Raw genomic sequence first — 23,636 nt, 5'->3', positions numbered from 1 at the left:
GAGCCTCTGGTTGCGCGCTGATAGAATCGACTTATTCCGATGAAGTGCCCCTACTGTGGTTTTGCCCAGGACCGAGTTGTCGATTCACGCGAGAGTAAAGACGCGGATTCGATACGCCGGCGACGGGAGTGCGAAGGCTGTAACAAGCGATTTACGACATATGAGCGGATCGACGAGATCCCCTACATGGTGGTGAAAAAAGATGGGCGGCGGGAGAAGTTCGACCGGCAGAAGGTGCTGAGTGGACTGCTGCATGCATGCGAGAAGAGGCCTGTCGCTGCGGTGAATCTCGAACGGATTGTGGATGAAACCGAGGCGTATGTCGTCGATTCACCGGAGCGCGAGCGGACGACGAATGAGGTCGGCGAGTTGATTATGTCGCGTCTGAAGGAGATCGACACGGTTGCTTATATTCGGTTCGCGAGTGTGTATCGGGACTTCAAGGATGTTCGCGAGTTCAAGGAAGAGCTGGAAGAGTTGTTGAACGGAAAAGACCCGAAGAAAAGGCGGTAGTGCATGACGGCAGCGAAGAAGACGCACAGGATTACTTTGATTCCGGGCGATGGGATTGGCCCGGAGGTCTCTGGCGCGGTGGTGAAGATTCTTGAGGCCGCGGGTGCGGCGACGGGAGTGGCGTTTGACTGGCATCCCTACGATGCGGGTGCGAATGCGTTCGAGAAGACGGGTGAGTACATTCCGAAGGTGCTGTATGACTCGATCGAGAAGAATCGCGTTGCGCTGAAGGGGCCGGTGACAACGCCGATTGGTGGTGGGTTCGCTTCTATCAATGTGACGTTACGACAGAAGTTTGAGCTGTTTGCGAACTTCCGGCCCGTGAAGAGCCTTCCGGGGTTAAAAACGAACTATCCAGATATCGATCTGGTGATCGTGCGCGAGAACATGGAGGATCTGTACGCCGGGCTGGAGCATGAGGTGGTGCCGGGAGTGGTGCAGGCGCTGAAAATTATTACCGAGAAGGGCTCGACGCGGATTGCGAAGTTTGCGTTTGATTACGCGCGGAAGCACGGGCGCAAGAAGATTCATGCGATTCATAAAGCGAACATCATGAAGCTGTCGGATGGTTTGTTTCTGCGGTGCTGCCGAAGGATATCGGAGGGATTTCCCGAGGTGGCTTATCACGAACACATTGTCGATAACACCTGTATGCAACTGGTGATGAATCCTTATCAGTACGATATTTTGCTGACTGAGAATTTGTACGGGGATATTCTGAGCGACCTTTGCAGTGCATTTGTGGGTGGGCTTGGATTGGTTCCGGGAGCGAATCTTGGGACTGAGTGCGCGATCTTTGAGGCGGTGCATGGATCAGCTCCGGATATTGCGGGGAAGGACATGGCGAATCCGACTGCACTGCTCCAGAGCGCGGTGCTGATGCTGCATCACATTGATGAGCCGGCGACGGCGGAGCGCGTGCAGGCTGGGTTGGAGCAGGTTTATCGCGAGGGAAAGACGCTGACGAAGGATGTTGGGGGCACCAGCGGGACGAAGGCGTTTGCCGATGCGGTGCTGGAGGCAATGGAAGCTCCGGGGGCTGCGGCTTAGGCCTTGAATGTGATTGCTGCGTTTTTTCAGGGAAGAGATTCGAGTGAGGTGGTATGAGGCGGATTTGCGGTTGGTTAATGGCTGGGGCGGTTGCGTGTGGCGCGATGAGTGGATGCAAGCCCAGTGACGCGGTGAAGCACAGCGGCGATAACACGGTGCCGGAGACGTCGAAGACAGCGCCGACACCGACGGTGCAGCTCGACAAAGCGGCGCTGGGGATGGTGACGGGGACCATCCGTTTTGCCGGAAAGGCTCCGGAGCCTGTGAAAATCGATATGTCAATGGATCCGGTGTGCTCGATGACGGCTGCGGATAACTTTGCTGAGCAGTACGCGGTGAAGGACGGCAAGCTGGGGAATGTCTATGTGTATATCAAGAGCGGGCCTCCAGCTGCGATGCTGACCGGCGGACCGACGCCTGCTCCGGTTGTGTTGGACCAGGTTGGATGTAAGTACGTTCCGCATGTGATTGCGGTGGTACGCGGTGGATCGGTGGAGTTTCGGAACTCGGACTCTACGATGCATAACATTCATACGATGCCAACGGTGGTGGGGAGTCAGCCGATTGATATCTCGCAAGGGCCGAAGGGTGCGCCGCAGGTGAAGCAGTTCAACCAGCCGGAGGTAATGATTCCGGTGCGGTGCAACAACCATCCGTGGATGAACGCGTTCATCAATGTGTCGGCAACGCCATTTTTTGCGGTTACGGATGCGGATGGACACTTTGGGATCACTGGATTGCCGGCGGGGACGTATACTTTGGCGGCGGTGCACGAGAAGATGGGCGAACAAACGATGACGGTGACGGTTGAGCCGAAGGGGACGACGAAGGCGGACTTCAGTTTCAGTGCGAAGTAGAAGTTGATCGCGCTATGAAGATCAAAGGACAGCTACGGAGGCAGGATGATTGCAGAATTGGCGGTTTTGGCAGCACAGCATACGGCGCAGTTCACGGTTGATCTGGCGTTCGTGGTTCACGCGTTGCCGCTTTGGTTTCTGGTGTTTGCTCTGTTTTTGCCTCGGCTGGCGATGGTTGTGGCCTGGTTTCAGGGTCTGCTGGGGCCGTTTCATTTCGATCTGACCCCGCCTCACTTTCAAGGTTTGGTTCCACTGCTTTTCTGGCTGCTGCTGCCGCGGGCACTGATTCTTTATCTGATCTACCAGGATCAGGGGATTCACTTCTGGTTTCTGTTGCATCTGCTGGTGGCGCTGTTGGTGTGGGCTGGCGGTGGGCACCGGATGACGCGCACACGGCGGCGGGATAACTAGATATTGTCCTGCCGGACGGGCCTCCTGCGCGGAGAGCGGTCACTTCGTGACTTGTCTACCTTTTTGCTAGGTGCTCTGCTTGGTCCTCCCGTTGGTCGGCTTTTGGGTGAGTGACGGTGTTCGGTCCGCGAGTTATTCTTAGTAGATGGAACGACGCAGGGTTGGCATTCTTGGCGCGACCGGAATGGTCGGGCAGCGATTCATTCAACTTTTGAGCAATCACCCGTGGTTCGAGATTGCGTGGCTGGCGGCGAGCGATCGCAGTGCCGGGAAGACGTATGCCGAGGCTTGTAAGTGGAAGCTGGATACTCCGCTGCCGAAGCGGATTGCGGCGATGACGCTGCAACCGAATGTTCCTGAGGGATCGGCGATCGAGTTGCCGAAGATTATCTTTGCGGCGCTTGACGCGGATATTGCGCGAGAGCTGGAGCCGAAGTTTGCGGCAGCGGGTTGCGCGGTGATTTCGAACTCGAGCGCATTCCGGATGACAGCCGATGTACCGCTGGTGGTGCCGGAGGTGAATTCGGATCATCTTGCGCTGCTGGAGACGCAGAGCTCGCGGAAGGACCGCGGTGGGCGTGGGGGATATATCGTTACGAATCCGAACTGCAGCGCGATTGGGCTGGTGCTGGCTTTGAAGCCGCTTGAGGAAAAGTTCGGGATTGAGAGTTTGTTTGTGTCGACGATGCAGGCGGTGAGCGGCGCGGGATATCCGGGAGTGGCATCGCTCGACATTCTGGGGAACGTGGTGCCGTTTATCAAGAATGAAGAGGAGAAGCTGCAGGAAGAGGTCGGCAAGCTGCTGGGTAAGCGGAAGAGCTCGGGGATTGAGCTGCTGGATGCGAAGGTGAGCGCGCATTGCAACCGGGTGGCGGTGGAGGATGGACACACGGAGTGCGTGAGCATGAAGCTGAAGAAGAAGGCTACGCGGGAGGAGATTCTGGCGGCGTGGAGTGAGTTTCTGCCGTTGCAGGGACAGCATCTGCCTACGGCTCCGGAGCAGCCGGTGGAGTATGACGAAGGAGTCGACCGGCCACAGCCTCGACTGGACAGGATGCGCGGACATGGAATGGCGGCGACGGTAGGGCGTTTGCGTGAGTGCACGCTGCTGGATTGGAAGTTTGTGGTGCTGTCGCACAATACGATTCGCGGTGCGGCGGGAGCGGCGGTGTTGAACGCGGAGGTGTTGGCGTTGTTAGGAAAGCTGGATAAGTTGGGAGTTCCATTGGAGACGTTTTCGGCGAAGGCTGTGGCGGTGACGGCTTGAGTGTAGCGCGAGAGAAGCTGGTTGTGATGAAGTTTGGGGGCACGTCGGTGGAGGACGCGCCGGCGATGAAACGGACGGCGGCTATCGTTCGCGGACGGCGGGAGAAGGGGCTGGAGGCTGTTGTCGTTGTGTCGGCGATGGCGAAGGTGACTGATCTACTGTTGTCGGCTGCAGCGGCTGCGGGCCGCGGGGATAAGGCAGGGGCACTAGCGATTGGGGCTCGGCTGAGGCATCGGCATATCGACACTTCGAACACGTTGCTGGAGGGGGAACGGTGTGTACGGGTTCAGCAGGTGCTGCATCAGGAGTTCGATGCGCTTGACGATCTGCTGCGCGGGATTGCTGCGGTGGGAGAGCTGACGCCTCGCACGAATGACCTGGTGGTGAGCTTTGGGGAGCGGATGTCGAGCAGGATGATGGCCGAGGCTCTGAGCCAGCAGGGGCTGGAGGGCGCGCATGTCGATGCCCGGAGCTGCATCATCACGGATGCGAGCTACGGCAAGGCTGTGCCACAGGACGCGGCGATTGAAGCGAAGCTGGCAGAGATTGTGTTGCCACTGGTTCAAGCTGGAAAGACGCCGGTGATGGGAGGGTTTATTGGTTCGACGGCAGAAGGGGTTACGACTACGCTTGGGCGCGGAGGAAGTGACTTCACCGCTTCGCTAGTAGGGGGGGGAATGCATGCGGGCGCGATTGAGATCTGGACGGACGTGAATGGAATTATGACGACCGATCCGAGGATCTGCCCGGATGCGTTGCGGGTGAAGACTATCAGCTTTGAAGAGGCTGCGGAGTTGGCTTACTTCGGCGCGAAAGTGCTCCATCCGGCGACGATTCTGCCGGCGGTGCAAAAGAGTATTCCAGTGTGGGTGCTGAACTCGCGCAATGCGGAGAATGAGGGCACGAAGATCACTGCGATGGCGGCGAGGTGCGCGAGTCCATTCAAGAGCATTGCGGCGAAGAAGCGGTTGACGATTATCGACGTCGTTGCTAGCCGGATGCTGATGTCGCATGGGTATCTGAAGGCGGTGTTCGATGTCTTCGATAAGTACAAGTGCGCGATTGATATGGTTTCGACGAGCGAGGTGAGTATCTCGTTGACGGTGGATAGCAATCAGCAGCTTCCGGAGATCTGTGCAGAGCTGGCGAAGATTGCTGATGTGAAGATGGAAGGACACAAGGCGCTGGTGTGCCTGGTGGGCGAGGATATTCGCGGACACAATGGCATTGCGGGGCAGGTGTTTTCGGCGATCAGCCATGTGAACGTGCGGATGATCTCGCAGGGTGCGAGCGAGATCAACATGAGCTTCATGATTGATGAAGAGGATGTGGAAGAGGCTGTGCGGAGTTTGCATAACCACTTCTTTGCGAACCCGGATGAGACGGTGTTCGACGTTGTGAATCGGGTTCAGCTTGCGAGCAAGGTTTAGGAAGGGATCAATGCGGGTTCTGGTGTTGGGGATGGGGAAGACGGGCAAGCTGGTGGCAACGGTTGCAGCGGAACATGGGCATAGCGTACATGTGCTGGACGCTAAGGAGAATGCGGGAGCCTCGGCGCTGACGCCGCCGTTTGTTTCAGGGTTTGATGTTGTGATTGATTTCACCACGCCCGAGGCGACGATTCAGAACATGCGGGCGTGCCTCGCTACCGGCGCGAAGATGGTGATTGGGACCACGGGTTGGTACGACAAGCTGAACGATATGCGCGGGCTGGCGGAGCGGAAGCAGGCTGGGCTGTTGTATGGGACGAACTTTTCGGTTGGGGTGCAGGTGATGTTTCGCCTCGCAAAGACGATGGGAGAGGATCTTAAGAAAGCTGGATATGCGTTTTCGATTTCAGAGACGCATCACGCGAGCAAACTGGATTCTCCGTCGGGTACGGCCATGACCTTGGAGAAGGTGGTGAAGACTGCGGCTGGTGTGTCGGAGGTTCCGGTCGAGGCGCAGCGCGAGGGAGATGTGATGGGGTTGCACACGCTGACTGCTACGAGCGATGCGGACCGGTTGGTCTTGACGCATGAGGCGTTTTCGCGGCGCGGGTTTGCCGAGGGTGCGGTGAGGGCGGCGGAGTGGTTGGCTTCGCGAACAGGGTGCTTCGACTTTCAGGATGTTTACACCGAGGTCTAGTAGTTGCGAGGAGATGTTATGAGCGTGATGGAAGCGGTTGCGAAGACGAAGTTTGCGGAACTGACGTTCGAAGAGAAGCTCGACCGGCTGGCTGAGGTCGCGGTGAAGATTGGGCTGGGGCTGAGGGCCGGGCAGGAGTTGATCATGTCCGCTCCGATTGAGGCGCTTCCGTTGGTGCGCAGGATTACGGAGCATGCGTACAAGACTGGGGCACTGCTGGTGACTACGTTCTATTCGGATGATCCTAGTGTGCTTGCGCGGTATGAGTATGGTGCGGATGCGAGCTTCGACTATGCGCCGAAGTGGCTGCATGATGGGATTGCAGAGGGCTTCCGGAGTGGAGCGGCTCGACTGGCGATCGCGGGGGCGAATCCGGCGCTGCTGGCGAAGCAGGATCCTGCGAAGGTGGCGCGGGCGAACGTTGCCGCGTCGAAGGCGGGTAAACCAGCGATGGAGTTGATTACGCGGCATGAGATCAACTGGACGATCGTCGCGTGCGCGACGCCGGAGTGGGCGAAATTGGTGTTTCCGGGGGAGCTTGAGCATATTGCTGTTGCGAAGTTGTGGGAGGCGATCTTCGTCTCCTCGCGGATTGCGGTGGATGATCCGGTGGCGGAGTGGAAGGAGCATGGAGCGCGATTGAAGAGGCGCATGGAGATGCTGAATGCGAAGCGATTTTCTGCGCTGCACTTCAAAGGTCCGGGCACGGATCTAGAGGTTGGTTTGGCGGATGACCATCTGTGGGCCGGGGGCGGAACGACCGCGGGGAATGGGGTTTATTGCCAGCCGAATATTCCAACCGAGGAGTGCTTTACGACGCCGCATAAGGACCGCGTGAATGGGACGGTGAGGGCGTCGAAGCCTCTGTCGCACCAGGGGACGCTGATTGAAAATATTGCAGTGCGGTTTGAAGGCGGGAAGATCGTTGAGGCTACGGCGACAGCTGGCAAGGACGTGCTGAACCGATTGATCGGCACCGATGATGGGGCGCGGCGATTAGGGGAGGTGGCGCTGGTACCGCACTCTTCGCCGATTGCGCAGAGTGGCGTGTTGTTCTGGAATACGCTTTTCGATGAGAACGCGGCGAGTCATATTGCGCTGGGGCAGGCTTATTCGACGTGCTTGATTGGCGGCGAGAAGATGGATGGGGAACAATTGGCGGCGTTGGGTGCGAACGCGAGCCTGATCCATGTGGACTGGATGATTGGGTCGGGCGAGATGGACGTGGATGGTGTGGCGGCGGATGGATCGGCTGAGCCGTTGATGCGTGGGGGCGAGTGGGTTTAGCCACACGGAGAGTGTGATGCGGCCAGCATTGATTCGAAGATGCTGGCCGCGCGCCGCTCCCATGTTGAGAAAAGCTGCGTGGCTGCTGTTTTTTCCACCGTTCGCGGAATAATTTGTCTGGTATTCGCGGAAAATTCGCGATAAATTGAAGCCAATCGGACGGCGGTCCCGTCTTTATCCCAAAGTTCCCAAAGAATAGTTGCTGCAAGGCGATTCGCTTTGCAGGAAATATGTAGCTGATCCTCAGGATCCTCAGTTGGCCTCATCCTTCTGTCGCCGTGGTGTCGCTTCTCTCCAATTCGACCTTTTCGAGGAGAACTGTCTATGAATTTCGATACGACGCAAGGTGTTTCCCGCAGATCGTTTCTGCGCATCGTTGGTGCTGCTTCGGCGGCAGCGACTACGTTTCCGGCATTTGCCTCGATGACACCGCCTGCGGCTGCAGGACAGACGGCACGACGAAGCGGGACGCGTGGGATGCAGCCGCTTTCTGCCGACACGGTGGTGATCAGTTCGAATGAAAATCCGCTGGGGCCTGCGCAATCCGCGCTGACGGCGATATGTAGCATGGGCGTGCAGGGGGGCCGGTACCACTGGGATGAGTACATGAAGACGATTGATGTCTTCAATGGAGAGTTTGGGTTGAAGAAGGATTATTCGGCGCTGTTTCCTGGTTCGAGCGGGCCGCTGGATCTGGCGTTGATGTCGAATCTTGGTCCGGACAAGCCGCTGGTTTATGGAGATCCGAGCTACGAGCAGGCTCCGCGGGCGGCTGAGACCATGAAGGCGCCGAAGTATCCGGTGCCGCTGACCGCCACGTATGCGCATGATGTGAAGGCGATGTTGAAGGCGCACCCCTCGCCGGGCGCGTACTACATTGTGAATCCGAATAATCCGACAGGAACGATTACTCCCAAGGAAGACATTGTTTGGTTGGTGAACAACAAGCCGGCGGGTTCGGTTGTGATTATCGACGAAGCCTATACCCACTTTTCCGATAATGAGTCGTGCATCGATCTGGTGACGCAGGATAAAGACGTGATCGTAATGCGGACGTTCTCGAAGATCTATGGAATGGCCGGGCTGCGGGCCGGGTTCGCTGTGGCACGGCCGGATTTGATTGACCGGTTCAACAATGTCGGTGGGCCTAGCCAGAGCCTGGCGAGCGTCTCGATTGCAAGCGCTGCGGCTGCCCGCGCGAGTTTGCTGGATAAGGATCTGGTTCCACTGCGCAAGAAGATCAATGCGGATATTCGGACGGAGTCGGTGGAGTTTCTGACAAAGCATGGCTATAAGGTGATTCCGGGATCGCAGGGCAATATGTTTATGGTCGATGTGAGGCGTCCGGGGAAACAGTTCCAGTCAGCCATGTTGAAGGAGAATGTTGCGGTTGGAAGGACGTGGTCGGCGATGCCGAACTATGTGCGGGTGACGGTGGGGACAAAGGCCGAGATGGAGAGATTCCAGACGGCTTTCGTGAAGTGCATGGACATGCCCGCGGGAGCGGCGAATGGAGCGGCGGAACTGCATATGCCTGAGTTCCATGTGCCGTCGGAGCTCTATCGCGGCTAGTTGTTGTAAAAAGCGCTCAGCCTCGGCAAGAGATTGTCGGGGCTATTTTTTTCGCTTTGATTTGCTGCGAGGCTTGGGTGTGCTGAACCGACACCCGCTGACGCGGTAAACTTGCAGTCATTATGGAATTGATGGGTTGTGGAACGGCGCTGGTAACTCCCTTTCGCAGGGATGGCAGTGTAGACGAGCCTGCGCTGCATGCGCTGGTGACGTGGCAGATCGAGAGTGGAATCGACTTTCTTGTTCCGTGCGGGACGACGGGGGAAGCCTCGACACTGACTGAGGTGGAGTGGCTGCGGGCGATTGAGGTCGTGATTGCAGCAGCGGCGGGGCGGGTTCCGGTTTTCGCGGGCTGCACGCACAACTCGACCCATGAGGCTGTGGCGCGGGTGCGAAAACTGTCACAGGTGCATGGGCTGACGGGCGTGCTGAGCGCCAATCCTTACTACAATCGGCCGGGGCAGGAGGGGCAGTATCAACACTTCAAAGCAATCGCGGAGGCGACGGAGCTCCCGGTGTTGCTGTACAACATTCCTTCGCGGACGGGTGCGAACCTGGAACCGGCGACGATGCTTCGGCTGGCGGAGTTGAAGAACGTCATTGGAGTGAAGGAGTCGAGCGGGAATATTGCACAGATTACCGAGCTGCTGACGACGGCGCCGCGAAGCTTCAAGGTGTTTGTGGGAGATGATGGGCTCGCGTTGCCGGTGCTGGCGTTGGGTGGAGCGGGGTTGGTGTCGGTGGCTTCGAATGTGATCCCAGGGCAGATGTCGCGAATGGTAAAGGCGGCGCTGGAGAACGATTGGGTTGATGCGCGGAGGATCAATAGGCAGTTTTTCCGGCTGATGCAGGCGCATTTTTGGGAGGCTAGTCCTGCTCCGGTGAAGGCGGTGCTGCACATGCTGGGGCGTGGGGAGGATGTGCTGCGGCTGCCGATGGTGCCGGTGTCCGACGCGACGCGGAGACGACTGGAACGGATGATTGGTGAGCTGGGAATGCTGGTTGGGGTTCCGGCAACGGGCGAAGATCTGCGGATGTTTTAGGTTTCATTATTGATAGCTGGTAATCATGAGTGAGAGAGAGATGAGGACGAAGTTTTGAACGGAACATTGCAGGAACGGATTGAACTTTGGTTTGCGCAGGGTGCGGCAGCGGTTGGTAATGCAGAGGCGGAGGCGGCTTTTCTTGAGCTGCGTGAGAAGTTAGAAACGGGAGGGTTGCGGGCTGCCGAGCCGGATACTTCGCTGCCGCTGGGATGGCGCGTGAATGGGTGGGTGAAGCAGGGGATTTTGCTGGGGTTTCGCATTGGGACGATGGTGGAGATGGGCGGCGAGACGTTGCAGTTTATCGATCGGCATACGTATCCGGTGCGGCGGTTTTCGGTGGCGGATGGAGTGCGGGTGGTGCCGGGTGGCGTGAGTGTGCGGGCTGGTGCTTATGTGGCTAAGGGGGTTGCGGTGATTCCGCCCGCGTATGTGAATGTGGGGGCGTATGTGGATGAGGGGACGATGGTGGATTCGCATGCGCTGGTAGGGAGTTGCGCGCAGGTGGGAAGGCGGGTGCACCTGAGTGCGGCGGCGCAGATTGGTGGAGTGCTGGAGCCGGTGAATGCTTCGCCCGTGATTATCGAAGACGATTGCTTGATTGGTGGCAATACTGGTGTTTATGAGGGGACCGTGGTGCGGAAGCGTGCGGTGCTGGCGGCTGGAACAGTGTTGACTCGAGGGACGCCTGTGTATGACCTTGTGAAAGGCGAGATTTATAAGGCGACGGCGGAGGTGCCTCTGGTGATTCCGGAAGGCGCGGTGGTAGTGCCGGGATCCAGGGCGGTTTCCAAGGGGAAGGGTGCGGAGTGGGGGTTGAGTTTGGCGGCTCCGGTGATTGTTAAATATCGGGACGAGAAAACTGAGCTTTCTTTGGTGTTAGAAGAGATTTTGCGCTAGTTTGTAGTGGTAAATCGTGGTGAGTTTGTGGTGTTTTGTGTGGCTGGGGTGGAGTTTTAAACACCACTTTTTGGCTGTAAAAAAAATGTGCCACGGTTTTGGGTTTATTTTTGGACGACGTCCTGCCGGACGGGCCCACTGCGCGTGGAGCGGCCACTTCGTGGCGTGTGTACCTTTTTAGTGGTAACGATTGTTTTGGGCCCTCCCGTTGGTCGGGATGGGCCCTTTTCTAGGCTTGTTTCTTTGGGACTGTGTTGAAGAGGTTGATGAAACCTTCGGACAAGGTGGGATGGGTAAGGATGATGTTGTGGACCGCGGAGTAAGGCAGGTTCGCTGACATTGCTAGCTGGATGACGGGGAGGAGTTCGCTGGTACCGGATCCGAAGGCAGTGAAGCCGAGGATGTGGTCGTCGGAGCCAATGAGGACCTTCATGAAGCCGCGGGTCTCGTCGAGGGTGCGGGTGCGGAGGGCGGCGGCCATGGGGATCTTGCCGAGGCGATAGGCTATTCCCTGCTTCTTTGCTTCGTTCTCGCTGAGGCCTACATGGGCTAGTTCGGGATCGGTGAATGTGACGGAGGGGACCTGGCGGTTCTTCGTGGTGCGGTTGCCTCCGGCGAGGTTGTCGCGGACGATGCGGAAGTCGTCGAAGGAGATGTGGGTGAAGTGGGGCGAACCGGCGCAGTCGCCCATGGCCCAGACGCCGGGGGCGGTCGTCTGGAGACGGTCGTTGACCTGGAAGTGACCGGTGGGGATGGTTTTGATGCCTACGACGTCGAGGCCCATGTTTTGCGTGTTGGGTGTGCGGCCGGTGGCGACGAGGATGTGGGAGCCCTGGAGTTTGGCGCCGTCGCTCAGGTACACGGTTACGGATTTGCCTGAGGTACCTTCGACGCGGGTGATGTTGGCGCTGGTGACTATGTCAATGCCTTCGTCTTTGAAGAGTTGGTGGAGGCCTTCGGTGACGTCAGGATCCTCGCGGTGGACGAGGGTTGGGTTGCGCTCGATGATGGTGACGTTGGCTCCGAAGCGGCGCATGGCCTGGGCGAGTTCGAGACCGATGAAGCCTCCGCCCAGGACGAGCAGGTGCTCGGGGAGGACGGTGAGTTCGAGGAGTTCGATGTGGGTGAGGGGCACGGATTCGACGAGGCCGGGGATAGGGTCGATGGTGGCACGGGAGCCGGTGTCGAGGAAGATGTAGTCGGAGCGGAGGGTGCGGGTGCCGCCAGCGTTGAGGGCGACTTCGATGGTCTTGTCGGCGATGAAGCGACCGAAGCCCATGACGACCTCGGCGTTGTTTTTTGTGTAGTTGGCGAGGTGCATGTCGCGCAGGCCATCGATCATGCGCTGGCGGCGGGCGCTGACGGCCTCCATGTCGACGTGCCAGTCGCCGTGGACGATGCCGAACTCCGAGCCGCGCTGGAAGAAGGAAGCGACCTTGGCGGAGTGGATGACGTTTTTGCTGGGCAGGCAGGCGATGTTGGGGCAGGCTCCGCCGAGACGCTTGTCTTCGACGTTGGCGACCTTCTTGCCCTGGGAGCCGAGATGCCAGGAGAGATATTTTCCAGCTTCTCCGCTGCCTATGATGAGTGCGTCGTATTGTTCCGGGGTAGACATTGGCGTTCTCCGTGCTCTTTAGGATTGTGTGTTGGTTCGGGTTCGCCCTGCGCGGGCGGCGGTCACTTCGTGACTTGTATACCCCTTCGGTTGGCGCTTCCGTTGGTCGCGATCAGGTGTTGGCAGGACGTCATCTTCACCAAAATTGACTTCTTCACCATTCGTTTGGGGCCTGATGGTCGTTGGTGTAGGGTTCGGCCCAGAGTGCCAGCTGGAGTTGGATCGATTTACACCATGCCCGATGCATTCGATCCACTTCGTCGGCAGAATGATTCTTCGCGGCGAGATAAGGTTTGATGGTTTCGTTTATGACAGAGATGAAGCCGACAATGTCGCGGAGTGGGACGTAGGGAGTTGAACTGACGTTGTCGGTTTTGTTTTTCTTCAGCGCGGTGTGGCGGAGGGCGATCTCCTGCTGATAGTTGAGCCAGTCCTGGTCGTAGGGGCGGAGGCAGGTGTCGAGGATCCATTGCTGGAAACGAAGATTGCTCTTGGCGAGATAGTCGGGCAAGGGTTCGTTCTGTGGAGAGCGCGAGTGGCGGGCGAGATTTGGAATTCCTGCGATGATTCCGCTGCGCCAGTGTTCGACTATTTGTTTGGTCTGGCCTGCGAGAACGGTGCCGGCTTGCTGGAGATGACGCTGATCCTCTTCAGTGAAGCCTACGGTAACTTTTAGAGCTTCTAACTGCTGCAGCGTGACAGGTGAGGTCGCGACTTCGGATGTTCCGTAGGTGTAGCCATGAATTCGTTCGGCGACTTTCTGCATGAGGTTCTCTTTCCTTCTCTGGAGCTTCGGTCTATTTAGAGTGACATGGCTTAAGAGACTTTAGGTTGAGGAGATGAAAGCTAAAATAAAGCCGATACCTATGATCACTCGTCGAAGGTTCCTGGTAAATGGTTCGTTGGCCGCATTTGCTCCCCGAACCAGCAGTCTGTTTGCGGCTCCTGTCGTCACCCCCGTAGTCGTTCGCGCACCGAGCGGAGCACTGCGTGGGGAAAGCGTAAACGGGGTAGTCGTCTTTCGGGGCGTTCCCTATGCTGAACCACCGGTTGGGCCGTTACGCTTTCTCCCGACAGAAAAAATAACCCCGTGGAAGGGCGAACGTGATGCAACCAAGTTCTCCGCCGCGCCGATGCAGCACAAACTGCTGGAAGTACCGCACAGCGAAGATTGCCTCTACTTGAACATCTGGGTGCCCGAAGGTAGCGGGCCTTTCCCCGTCTTTGTCTGGATTCACGGCGGAGGTTTTACCGACGGCTACGCCTTCGAGCCCATGTATTACGGCACGGATTTTGCACGCGAAGGGATTATCAGTATCTCCGTCGAGTACCGTTTGGGGGTGTTTGGCTTTCTGGATTTTGAACATCTCCTCGGCGAGCAGTATGCAGGAACCGCGAATAATGGGCTGCATGACGTGATGACTGCGTTGTCGTGGATACAGGAGAACATCGGCGCTTTCGGTGGCGATCCGGCTCGCGTCACCGTTGGAGGAGAGTCAGCGGGTGCAAAGTTGACGGATATTTTGATGGGCATTCCCTCGGCCCAGCCGCTGTTTCATCAGATGATCTCCGAGAGTGGCGGGGCTGAACGCGTGTGGGCTCGTGCGGCGAGCGCAGGGATCACAAAGGGCTTTGCAGATATCTGGCAGAAGCAATCGGGCGACGCCATCGCGAGTGTAAAGACGGCAGCGGGAGCAAGCTTGATCCAGGCTCAGCAAGAATTCATCGATACGTGGCCGCAGCACTTCCCGCTGCGTGCCGAGATTGATGGGAGTTTTATTCCGCGCCTTCCCGTGGAGACGATTGCCGGCGGTTCGACCCGTGGAAAGAGACTGCTGATCGGCACCAACCGGGAAGAAAGCGCTATCTTCATCGGGCCACATCCGGCGAAAGATGCAACGGCGATTCAGCTGGGCAACACGAGTGTCGCGAAGTTCGATGCTGTCTATCAAAAATACAAAGAGATCTATCCGCAGCTCAGCGTTGAGCAGCGTCGTATTCGCGCGGTTACGGCGGAAGAGTATTGGATCCCTTCTATCCGTGTCGCAGAGGCACATCTGAAGGGCGGCGGTAGCGCGTATGTCTACGAGTTGGAGTTCGCGGAGACGAGCGGTAAGTTCGCGGGCGACGCCTATCATTCGTTGGATGTTGGCATGGTCTGGAATCATCCGCACAAGCAGGTTGCAGATGCTGGATCTGAAGCTGCTTTGGGCAAGCAGATGCACGCGGCCTGGGCTGCGTTCATCCGTGGTGAGACTCCTGCGGCACCGGGGCTTCCTGCATGGCCGCAGTATGACGAACAAAACCGGTCGACGATGATATTCGGCTACAAGGCGAGTACGGAAAGCCGCGTGGAACAAGGGCCGCAAGCTGCTGAACTCGCGCTATGGAAGGAAACTCTGTAAGACTCAATGGCTTACGAACCGATTGTTGAGAACAGCCGGGGTGCCTGTTTCGCTGGCTTCTTGCTGATTCGCTGGCGGCGTGATGCAGATTTTTTCTGCACGTGATATCAAGGAAGGCATGAGTACTCATGAGCAGGCAAATTCGACGGATGCAGCTAAACGCAGGGCTGCGGTTTGGGCTGCGTCGCAGATTGAAGATGGGATGAAGGTGGGGTTGGGGACTGGCTCTACTTCGGCGCTGGTGATTGAAGAGGTAGGGCGAAGGGTTGCGGAGGGATTGCGGATTACGGCGATTGCTACCTCTGAGGCGTCGCAGAAGCAGGCGTTGGGTTTGAAGATTCCAATGAGTGACTTTGCGCACCTGCCGCAGCTCGATCTGACGATCGACGGGGCGGATGAGGTGCAGGAGGGGACGCTGTACCTGATCAAGGGCCATGGCGGAGCGTTACTGCGGGAAAAGATTGTCGCGATTGCGAGTAAGAAGCTGATTATTGCCGTTGACCCCAGGAAGCTGGTGAAGACGCTGGGGGCCGTATTTACGCTGCCGGTGGAAATTGTGCCGTTTGGGTTTGAGACGACGATGAGGCGGCTGAAGGATCTGGGTTTTGATTGTGAATTGCGTGTGAATGATGATGGAAAGCCGTTTGTAACCGATGGGCAGCATTACATTGCCCACTGCAAACTGCCGCAGGTTGGGTTTGACGCGAAACTGGCGGCAGAAAAACTGAAGGCGACGGTGGGTGTGGTCGAGCATGGGCTGTTTCTGGGGATGGCGAGCAAGGTGGTGATTGGTGGGCCGGAGGGGATTCAGGTTTTGGAGGCGGCGCGGTAGGCTGTCGCACGTCTCCTGCTTCGATCTCCTGCACAAGTAAATGGTCTCTCTTAGAGTGGCTTCCCTCTTGCCGTGGGATAGGGGCGTCAATATCATGACCTGTATGAAAAAGCTTCTGTGCTTTCTCGCCTTCGTACTGCTGGCTCCATGTTTGATTACCCCTGCACACGCGCAGACCACGACACCTGCGATGCCTCCGCAATCCTCTGATTTGAAGTTGGGCGTGGATCTGCTCAGCGACACCAACGGAGTAGATCTTGGTCCCTATATGAGGATCTTGATTGCCGACTTGAAGAAACACTGGCTGAGGCCGGCGGCTGAGTCCGCGAATCAGACGTCCTTGAAGCAAGAGGAGACGCTACTTCGATTTACGATCGCAACAGATGGTCAAATCTCGGCCATGCGGCTGGAGAACCCGGTACAGGATCCCGCGTTCGATAAAGCTGCTTGGAAGTCAGCAACGATGATTACTCCAATGCCGTTACCTGCGGAATGAAAGGCTCGAGTTTAACGGTGCTCGTTCACTTCACGGTCAGGTAGCCTGTAAATTGAGGTAGCTGAGCGCCACGTTTGCCCGATATCTAAGAGAATTCGCGTGCAGTGATAAGCTTAAGTATTGATGGCACAAGATAAATTGAAGATAGTTCCGCTGGGTGGCCTTGGCGAGTTCGGTATGAACTGCATGGCGATCCGCTGGCAGGATGACATTATTGTCATCGATGCTGGTCTGATGTTTCCTGAAGAAGAGTTGCTGGGTGTGGACATTGTTGTCCCGGATATCAGCTATTTGACTGAAAACCGCGAGAAAGTTCGCGCGATCCTTTTGACGCATGGACATGAAGACCACATTGGCGGGCTGCCGTGGATTCTGTCTGAGCTGAACGTTCCGGTGTATGGGACCGAGTTCACTCTGGCGTATGTCGAGGGCAAGCTCGAAGAGCACAGGCTGCTCGATGACGCCGATTTGAACGAGATGATTCCCGGCAAGCGGCTGACGCTGGGGCCGTTTTCGATCATGCCGATTCGGGTGACGCACTCGCTCGTGGATTGCGTGGCGCTGGCGATTCATACGCCGGTGGGCGTGGTGCTGCATACGGGCGACTTCAAGATCGATCTTTCGCCACCGGATAACAAGCCGTTCGACCTGCATGCGTTTGCCGAGCTAGGCAAGCAGGGCGTGCTGCTGTTGCTGCAGGATTCGACCAACGTCGATCGCAACGGATATACGCCGAGCGAGCGTGCAGTACGACCGAAGCTGGACGAAATTTTTTCGCAGACGAAGAAGAAGCTCTTCTTTAGCTGCTTCTCTTCTTCGATCCATCGAATTCGGCTGGCGATGGAGCTGGCGCATGAGCATGGGCGCAAGGTTGCGATTATTGGGCGGTCGCTCGATAACTCGACCGAGATTGCGCAGGACCTTGGGTATCTCGATGTGCCGCAGGGTCTGGTGATTAACCCGGGACAGATTCGTGATTTTCCTGCAAATAAATTGCTGATCATGATTAGCGGAACGCAGGGCGAACCGATGAGCGCTCTGAGCCGGGCTGCGGTGAATAATCACAAATTTGCGCACATCGATGCTGACGATACGGTGTTGCTGAGCTCGCGGGTGATTCCGGGGAATGAGAAGTCTATTTATCGAATGATCGATCACCTTGAGCGGCGCGATGCGAAGGTGATTCATGATGATGGGCAGTCCGGGTTGATCCACGTGAGTGGACATGGGAGCCAGGAGGAGCTGAGATTGATGATCAATCTCGTTCGTCCGAAGTTCTTTGTTCCCGTGCATGGAGATTATCGCCACTTGAAGCGTCACGCAGAACTTGCGGGGTCGATGGGCGTGGTCGAGAAGACAATTCTGCTCGAAGACGGCGATGTTCTGGAGTTGGATAAGGGCTCGGCAACGAAGACCGGGAAGGTTACGGTTGGTCGGGTGTGCATCGATTCAGGCGGGACTTCGACTGACGTCGTGGAAGACATTGTCATTCGCGATCGGAAGCATTTGAGCGAGGACGGGATTGTGCTGCCGATCATCGCGATCAACAAGCGGACGGGTCTGCTCGAGAATCCTCCTGAGATTGTGATGCGGGGCATGGCGATTCCTGAGGAGGGCCTGATCGCTGAGGCTCGGCAGGTGGTGCAGCGGACGCTGGAGGGATCTTCGTCGGAGGAGAAGGCCGATTACGGCGTGATCAAAGAGAAGATTCGCAATGATTTGAAGCGGTACATCCAGAAGAGCACGAGCCGGCGACCTCTGATTATGCCGGTTATTCTCGAGATCTGAAACGTAGTTGTTGCAGTGAAAAAGCGCTCCTGATGGGGCGCTTTTTTGTGCGTTGATGCTGGTTAGGGTGGTGATTACCCCTGTCAGTTAGAGGTCGAGATGAGGGTGTGGTGATAGTAGGATCAGCGCGGAACCGGTAATTGGGAGCGGTCCGGGCGAGTGTCTCGGTGCGGCGGTGCGGTTTGGCGCACAAGGTGACTTTATGTTGAGGATTGTTTTTGGCCGGTGCATGTTGGCAACGATGTCGATCGCGGCGATGTTGTCGACTGGAGCGGCCGAGGCGCAGAAGCCTACGATTGAGCCGCCGACGCGGCCCACGATCGGGCTGGTGCTGGAGGGTGGCGGGGCGCTGGGGTTTGCGCATATCGGTGTGATTGATTGGATGGAGGCGCACCATATTCCGGTGGACGATGTGGCCGGGACCAGTATGGGTGGGCTGATCGGTGGGCTGTATGCGTCGGGAAACAGTCCGCAGGAGATTGAGACGTTTGTTGGTGGGATTGACTGGTCAGCGGTGTTGAGTGGGCAGGTGCCGTTTCCGGCGTTGAGCTATCGTCGCAAGGAAGACAAGCTGGCGTTTCCGAACCGGCTCGACTTTGGATTGAAGCATGGGTTCAGTTTTCCTAACGGATTGAATTCTGGATCGGGCGTGGGGATGCTGTTGGATCGGGAGATGCTCCCTTACTACGATTTGAAGAACTTTGATGACCTGCCGATTCCCTTCCGCTGCGTGGCTACCGATATTTCGACGGGAACCGAGCATGTGTTCAAAGATGGATCACTGGCGCAGGCGATGCGGTCGACCATGTCGATTCCAGGCATGTTTGCTCCGGTGGTGCATGGGGATCAGGTTTATTCGGATGGCGCTGCGGTGAACAATCTGCCGGTGGATGTGGCACGCGGTATGGGCGCGAAGATTGTGATTGCGGTGTACCTGGATACGGGGCCGGTGGATAAGGAGAGCTTCAATTCGCTGGTGGGGGTGGCGGGAAGAAATCTATCCATCATGGTTTCGGCGAATGAGCTGAAGAGCATGAAGGACGCGAATATTCTGCTGAAGGCGGATTTGAGCAAGTTCACTTCGAGCGAGTTTGAGAAAAGTGCACAGATTATTCCGCAGGGCGTGAGGGTGGCGGAGGAGCATGCGGCTGAGTTGGAGAAATATGCTCTGAACGATGCAGAGTGGCAGGCGTATGTCGAGCAGCGGGATGCTCGGCGAAGGACAAAGATTCCTGTGCCGCAGTTTGTGAGCGTGTATGGGCTGGAGGGGGCGCAGCGAGCCGAGGTTGCGAATGAGTTTTCGAAGTACGTGGGGAAGCCAATCGACTCACAGAAGATTGACACCACGATTGCGGACCTGCAAGGGACAGGGACTTACTCGAGCATCAGTTACAACCTGATCGATGAGAACAATCAAACGGGGTTGCTGGTGCGACCGCGGCTGACAAATTATGGGCCGCCGTTTTTGAATGTCGGGCCCACGCTTGCGTCGAATGACTCGAATGATATTCAGCTTGGGCTGGGTGGACGGGCGACGTTCTTTGGGCTGACGGGACCTGGGTCCGAGGTGCGGCTGGATGCCTCAGTGGGTCAGGTAGCGGGGGTTAGCGGGGAGTTGTATCAGCCCTTGATTGTGGGCAGGCGGTATTTTGTCGCGCCGCGCGCGTATTACTCGCATACGATTGACTCGTTCTATTCAGGGAGCCAGGAGCTCTCGCAGTACACCGAGAAGCGGAACGGTTTCGGTTTCGATCTTGGGTATCGATTCGGCTCGAAGGCTGAGTTGAGAGTGGGCGAAGACTACCAGTGGTATGGCGAGACATTGCGGGTTGGGCAGCCGATTGAGCAGGTCTTCCATCTGACGCCATTTGTGAGTAATGTGCGGTTTCAATACCTGGGGCAGGATAGTGTGCAGGTTCCTACGAGAGGGACCGAGTTTTTGACGAAGTACATCTATTCGACGCAGAGACCGTTTGGGGACGGCGGGTACTCACAGTGGGACTCGAGAGTGGCGCATTTTCTTCCTGTGGGAGAGAAAGGGATTATCTTCGGAACGATGTCGGGAGGGACGAGCTTTGGCGCTACGAATCTAGGGCTTGCTGGATTTTCACTCGGTGGTGCGCTGCGGTTGAGTTCATACGATCGTGGAGAGTTGTTGGGGAGTGATTATTTTCTTGGGCAAACGGGGTATCTCTACCGGCTGGCGAAGCTGAATCCGGTGATTGGCGAGTCAATCTACGCGGCGGGATTTTATGAGATTGGGAAGGTGTGGAATGGGGCGCCAGGGACGCCGACTCTGCCGAACGATATCTCCGGCGCAGTGGTGGTGAAGACGCTGCTGGGGCCGCTTTATGGTGGCGCGAGCATCGGGGATAGCGACCACCGCAAGTGGTTCTTCGGTCTGGGCCGGGTGTTTTAGTGACTTTGTTCGAGGTGATTCGCCTCGTTTACCAGGTGCTTCCCTTCTACTTACTTCGTGGCAGACGCTTATTATTATCCTTGCGGCAGGAGCTGTAAGGAGAGTCGGGCGGATGAGCGAGTTTGTGACGTTAGAGGAGATTCGGGCGGCGAAGAAGCGGATTGCCGGGGTGGCGGTGAGGACGCCGCTCTATCGCGTGGAGCGGGCTCGGCTGCGGATGGGGAGATTTGCGGAGCCGGAGTTCGATCTCTATATCAAGGCGGAGAGTGAGCAGCCGATTGGGAGTTTCAAGCTGCGTGGGGCTTACAACATGGTGGCGCAGTTGTCGCCGGAGGAGCTGCGGCGTGGGGTGATTACTTACTCCAGTGGAAACCATGCGCAGGGTGTGGCGTATGCGGCGCGGGCGCTGGGGGCGAAGGCAGTGATTGTGATGCCGGGGAACGCTTCGGAGGTGAAGAAGGCGGCTACGCGGGCGCTGGGTGCGGAGATTGTGGAGGTGGGGCCGGCTTCGTCTGAGCGCAGATTAAAGGCGGAAGAGCTGGTGGCGAAGTTTGGGTATGCGATGATTCCGCCTTACGATGCGCCGCAGATTATTGCCGGACAGGCTACGTGTGGGTTGGAGATTGTGGAACAACTCCCGGGAGTGGAGCTGGTGATCTCGCCTGTGAGCGGTGGGGGGTTGCTGAGTGGGACCGCTACTTCGGTGAAGCTTGCGGCACAGACCGGGTTGGTGAGTGCCGGCGTGCAGGTTTGGGGTGCGGAGCCTGAGTTGGCGGCCGATGCGAAGGAGAGCTTCTACTCGAAGAAGCTGGTGGAGTGGCCGGCAGCGGATACCACGCGGACGATTGGGGATGGGTTACGCACGCAAAGTATGGGAGTGTTGAACTTCGCGCATGTGATGAAGTTTGCGGATGGGATTGTGACGGTGTCGGAGGACGAGATACTGGCGGCGATGCGCGTGATCTTGAGTGCTACCAAACTGGTGCCGGAGCCTAGTGGTGCGGTGACATTGGCGGCGGCGCTGTTTCATGCGGAGGAGCTGCCGAAGGTTCGGAAGGTTGCGGTGATTCTTAGTGGTGGGAATTTGGAACCCGAGTTGCGACGGCAGCTCGAGGGAGAGCTGGTCGCCAAGGCTTAGTCCTGCCGGACGGGCCCGCTGCGCTTGGCCACCCCCGGTTCGTGCGGTCACTTCGTGACTTTTGTACCCTGTCGTTGTGGTGCGATCGGATCGCTTCTAACCGTTGGTGGGAATCAATGCTGACTGTGTTTTTGGTAGCGGTTCAGGACTTCCTGTAGTGTGATTGTTCCTTCGAGGGAGCCGCGCATGGCGCGGTTGGTTACGGGGAGAAGCGGCCAGCGGTGGAAGTGCGGCAGAGCGCTTGAGAGGGGTAGATCCGGGAAGAGGACGGGAGTTCGTTCGGGGCCGAGATGTTCGGCTAGGGTGGCGGACGGAGCTGCGGCGGAATTTAGTTCGATCTGCGGGGTGGTCTCTCCTGTTGTATTCGCCAGGGCTTCGAGCTCTTCTCTCTTTGCGGCGTACCAGAGGCCATCGAGGCAGTGGACGAGGATGACGGGGATAGATTTGAGGTCCTCGTACTGGGCGAGCGAGTGCAGCGTGTCGGCGATGGTTTCGCTGCCTTGAAGGACCGGGACTGTAACGGGCTGCATGGCGTCTTCAAGGTGGAGATTGCTCTCTTCGCGGAGCTCTTCCATGGAGGGGAGGTCGAGGCCGTCCTGGTGGGTGAACTGTTCGAGGATGGGGACGGGCTGGAGGACGCGGGAGATGAGGTAAGCGATGGCGTTTGCGAGAATGACGGGCAGGACGATGGAGTAGTTGCCGCTGACCTCGAGCACCATGAAGACGGAGGTGAGAGGCGCACGAAGGAAGGCGGCGAAGAGAACGCCCATTCCGACCAACGCGTACGAGCCGATGGTGCCGGTGAGATGCGGGAAGTAGATTTTTTCGAAGGTGCCTACTGCGGCGCCGAGCATAGCTCCGATGAAGAGCGTGGGGGCGAACATTCCGCCCGGGGTTCCGCTTGAGAAGGAGAGCGTGGTGGCGATGATTTTGAAGAGCGCGAGGAGGAGGAGCATCTTCCAGGCGAACTGGGCGTGCATGGCCTGGTCGATGGCGTCGTAGCCTGCGCCCATGACCTGGACGAGTCCGAAGTAGCCGATGGCTCCTACGAGGAGCCCGGCCGCGGCTGGCTGCAGAAGTTGCGACCACTGCGGCTGGCTGCGGAGTTTGGGACGGAGGTAGTTGAGGCAGCGGGCGAAGAGAAGAGAGGCGAAGCCGCCAACGACTCCTAGGGCGGCGTAGGCGAGGAGCTCGCGTGAGTCGCGGAGGTCGACGACCGGGATGCGGAACATGGGTTGCGTGCCCCAGAATGAGCGGGCGACGACGACGCTGGCGACGGCGGAGAGGACGATGGAGCCGAGGACGGCGGCGCTCCATTGGCCGATGACCTCTTCGATGACGAAGAGGATGGCGGAGATGGGGGCGTTGAAGGCGGCGGCGAGTCCGGCGGCGGCTCCGATGGGAGCGAAGATGCGCAGCCTTTCTTTCGACATGCCGAAGCGGCGGCTGATGAGGGAGGCGACGCCGGCTCCGATCTGGAGGGATGGGTCTTCGGGGCCGAGGGAGTGGCCGCTGCCGATGGCGAGGGCAGAGAGAAGAAACTTGCCGATGACGGTACGGAAGGAGATGTAGCCGTTGTTGATGTAGAGGGCGGCCTTGGTCTGGTTGATTCCGCTGCCTCGGACATTGGGGAAGACGTAGCGAGTGAGAATGGCGATGACTAAGCCCGCGGCCGCGGGGACGTAGAGCAGGCGCGGCTGATGCGGGTTGGGAGAGGAGCCGAGGAGGAGGACGCTGAGCCACTCGATGGCCATGCGGAAGGAGACGACGAGCAGGCCGGAGATGACGCCAATGAAGATGGAGAGGACGAGAAAGATGCGCTCCTCGCGGCCGGGAGCGATGCGGGCGATCACATCCTCACGAAGGGTGGGAGCTGCGACTGGTTCGCTCTCTGCGATGGTTGGGTCGGTTTCCAT

General features: G+C 57.9%; 20 protein-coding genes. 17 read left to right on the top strand and 3 right to left on the bottom strand.

Annotated elements, in window-relative coordinates; all coding sequences use genetic code 11:
- The first annotated feature begins 39 nt into the window (after positions 1-39).
- The 11 genes from nrdR (at position 40) to RBB77_RS07680 (ending at position 11,027) form a co-directional block, all read left to right on the top strand.
- Positions 40-513 (top strand): transcriptional regulator NrdR, encoded by a 474-nt coding sequence (gene nrdR / locus RBB77_RS07730; RefSeq protein ID WP_353066161.1) that lies wholly within the window; start codon positions 40-42, stop codon positions 511-513.
- 3 nt (positions 514-516) lie between these two features.
- Positions 517-1,563 carry an isocitrate/isopropylmalate dehydrogenase family protein gene (locus RBB77_RS07725; RefSeq protein WP_353066159.1) on the top strand — a complete coding sequence of 349 codons (1,047 nt, stop codon included), beginning with the start codon at positions 517-519 and terminating at the stop codon, positions 1,561-1,563.
- 77 nt (positions 1,564-1,640) lie between these two features.
- Complete coding sequence (locus RBB77_RS07720; protein WP_353066157.1) at positions 1,641-2,420, top strand: carboxypeptidase regulatory-like domain-containing protein; 780 nt, start codon at positions 1,641-1,643, stop codon at positions 2,418-2,420.
- Between the two features lie 45 nt (positions 2,421-2,465).
- Entirely contained in the window at positions 2,466-2,831 is a 366-nt protein-coding gene (locus tag RBB77_RS07715) for a hypothetical protein (RefSeq protein WP_353066156.1), read from the top strand.
- Between the two features lie 145 nt (positions 2,832-2,976).
- A complete protein-coding gene (gene asd, locus RBB77_RS07710; RefSeq protein ID WP_353066154.1) occupies positions 2,977-4,098 on the top strand; it encodes an aspartate-semialdehyde dehydrogenase in 1,122 nt (373 codons plus the stop codon).
- Between the two features lie 26 nt (positions 4,099-4,124).
- Positions 4,125-5,528 (top strand): lysine-sensitive aspartokinase 3, encoded by a 1,404-nt coding sequence (gene lysC, locus RBB77_RS07705; RefSeq protein ID WP_353067591.1) that lies wholly within the window; start codon positions 4,125-4,127, stop codon positions 5,526-5,528.
- Positions 5,529-5,538: 10 nt separating this feature from the next.
- Positions 5,539-6,225 (top strand): 4-hydroxy-tetrahydrodipicolinate reductase, encoded by a 687-nt coding sequence (dapB, locus tag RBB77_RS07700; RefSeq protein WP_353066152.1) that lies wholly within the window; start codon positions 5,539-5,541, stop codon positions 6,223-6,225.
- A gap of 18 nt (positions 6,226-6,243) precedes the next feature.
- Positions 6,244-7,512: an aminopeptidase gene (locus tag RBB77_RS07695; RefSeq protein WP_353066150.1), complete on the top strand. Its 1,269-nt coding sequence runs from the start codon at positions 6,244-6,246 to the stop codon at positions 7,510-7,512.
- Between the two features lie 324 nt (positions 7,513-7,836).
- Positions 7,837-9,084 carry a pyridoxal phosphate-dependent aminotransferase gene (locus RBB77_RS07690; RefSeq protein ID WP_353066148.1) on the top strand — a complete coding sequence of 416 codons (1,248 nt, stop codon included), beginning with the start codon at positions 7,837-7,839 and terminating at the stop codon, positions 9,082-9,084.
- A gap of 122 nt (positions 9,085-9,206) precedes the next feature.
- A complete protein-coding gene (dapA, locus tag RBB77_RS07685) occupies positions 9,207-10,127 on the top strand; it encodes a 4-hydroxy-tetrahydrodipicolinate synthase (RefSeq protein ID WP_353066146.1) in 921 nt (306 codons plus the stop codon).
- Between the two features lie 54 nt (positions 10,128-10,181).
- On the top strand, positions 10,182-11,027 hold the full coding sequence (locus RBB77_RS07680) for a 2,3,4,5-tetrahydropyridine-2,6-dicarboxylate N-succinyltransferase (protein ID WP_353066144.1): 846 nt from the start codon (positions 10,182-10,184) through the stop codon (positions 11,025-11,027).
- Between the two features lie 229 nt (positions 11,028-11,256).
- On the opposite strand, the gene RBB77_RS07675 is transcribed toward RBB77_RS07680, so the two are convergent.
- Positions 11,257-12,642 carry a dihydrolipoyl dehydrogenase family protein gene (locus tag RBB77_RS07675; protein ID WP_353066142.1) on the bottom strand — a complete coding sequence of 462 codons (1,386 nt, stop codon included), beginning with the start codon at positions 12,640-12,642 and terminating at the stop codon, positions 11,257-11,259.
- A 154-nt stretch (positions 12,643-12,796) separates the two neighbouring features.
- The gene (locus RBB77_RS07670) at positions 12,797-13,408 is read right to left on the bottom strand and encodes a protoglobin domain-containing protein (protein ID WP_353066140.1); all 612 of its coding nucleotides are present in this window, start codon (positions 13,406-13,408) and stop codon (positions 12,797-12,799) included.
- Positions 13,409-13,508: 100 nt separating this feature from the next.
- Here RBB77_RS07670 and RBB77_RS07665 point away from each other — a divergent pair, with 100 nt between their 5' ends.
- From RBB77_RS07665 to RBB77_RS07640, 6 genes are all read left to right on the top strand, one after another.
- Positions 13,509-15,047 carry a carboxylesterase/lipase family protein gene (locus tag RBB77_RS07665; protein ID WP_353066138.1) on the top strand — a complete coding sequence of 513 codons (1,539 nt, stop codon included), beginning with the start codon at positions 13,509-13,511 and terminating at the stop codon, positions 15,045-15,047.
- An 82-nt stretch (positions 15,048-15,129) separates the two neighbouring features.
- Complete coding sequence (rpiA, locus tag RBB77_RS07660) at positions 15,130-15,879, top strand: ribose-5-phosphate isomerase RpiA (RefSeq protein WP_353066137.1); 750 nt, start codon at positions 15,130-15,132, stop codon at positions 15,877-15,879.
- A gap of 94 nt (positions 15,880-15,973) precedes the next feature.
- Entirely contained in the window at positions 15,974-16,375 is a 402-nt protein-coding gene (locus RBB77_RS07655) for a hypothetical protein (protein WP_353066135.1), read from the top strand.
- Positions 16,376-16,498: 123 nt separating this feature from the next.
- Positions 16,499-18,163 carry a ribonuclease J gene (locus RBB77_RS07650; RefSeq protein WP_353066133.1) on the top strand — a complete coding sequence of 555 codons (1,665 nt, stop codon included), beginning with the start codon at positions 16,499-16,501 and terminating at the stop codon, positions 18,161-18,163.
- A gap of 202 nt (positions 18,164-18,365) precedes the next feature.
- On the top strand, positions 18,366-20,582 hold the full coding sequence (locus RBB77_RS07645; protein WP_353066131.1) for a patatin-like phospholipase family protein: 2,217 nt from the start codon (positions 18,366-18,368) through the stop codon (positions 20,580-20,582).
- Between the two features lie 112 nt (positions 20,583-20,694).
- Positions 20,695-21,720, top strand: coding sequence for a threonine ammonia-lyase (locus tag RBB77_RS07640; protein WP_353066129.1), 1,026 nt, complete (start codon positions 20,695-20,697; stop codon positions 21,718-21,720).
- Positions 21,721-21,833: 113 nt separating this feature from the next.
- On the opposite strand, the gene RBB77_RS07635 is transcribed toward RBB77_RS07640, so the two are convergent.
- Positions 21,834-23,636 carry a chloride channel protein gene (locus RBB77_RS07635; RefSeq protein WP_353066126.1) on the bottom strand — a complete coding sequence of 601 codons (1,803 nt, stop codon included), beginning with the start codon at positions 23,634-23,636 and terminating at the stop codon, positions 21,834-21,836.

The organism is Tunturibacter psychrotolerans (assembly GCF_040359615.1).
GTDB lineage: Bacteria > Acidobacteriota > Terriglobia > Terriglobales > Acidobacteriaceae > Edaphobacter > Edaphobacter psychrotolerans.
This window is presented reverse-complemented; position numbering and strand designations above follow the sequence as displayed.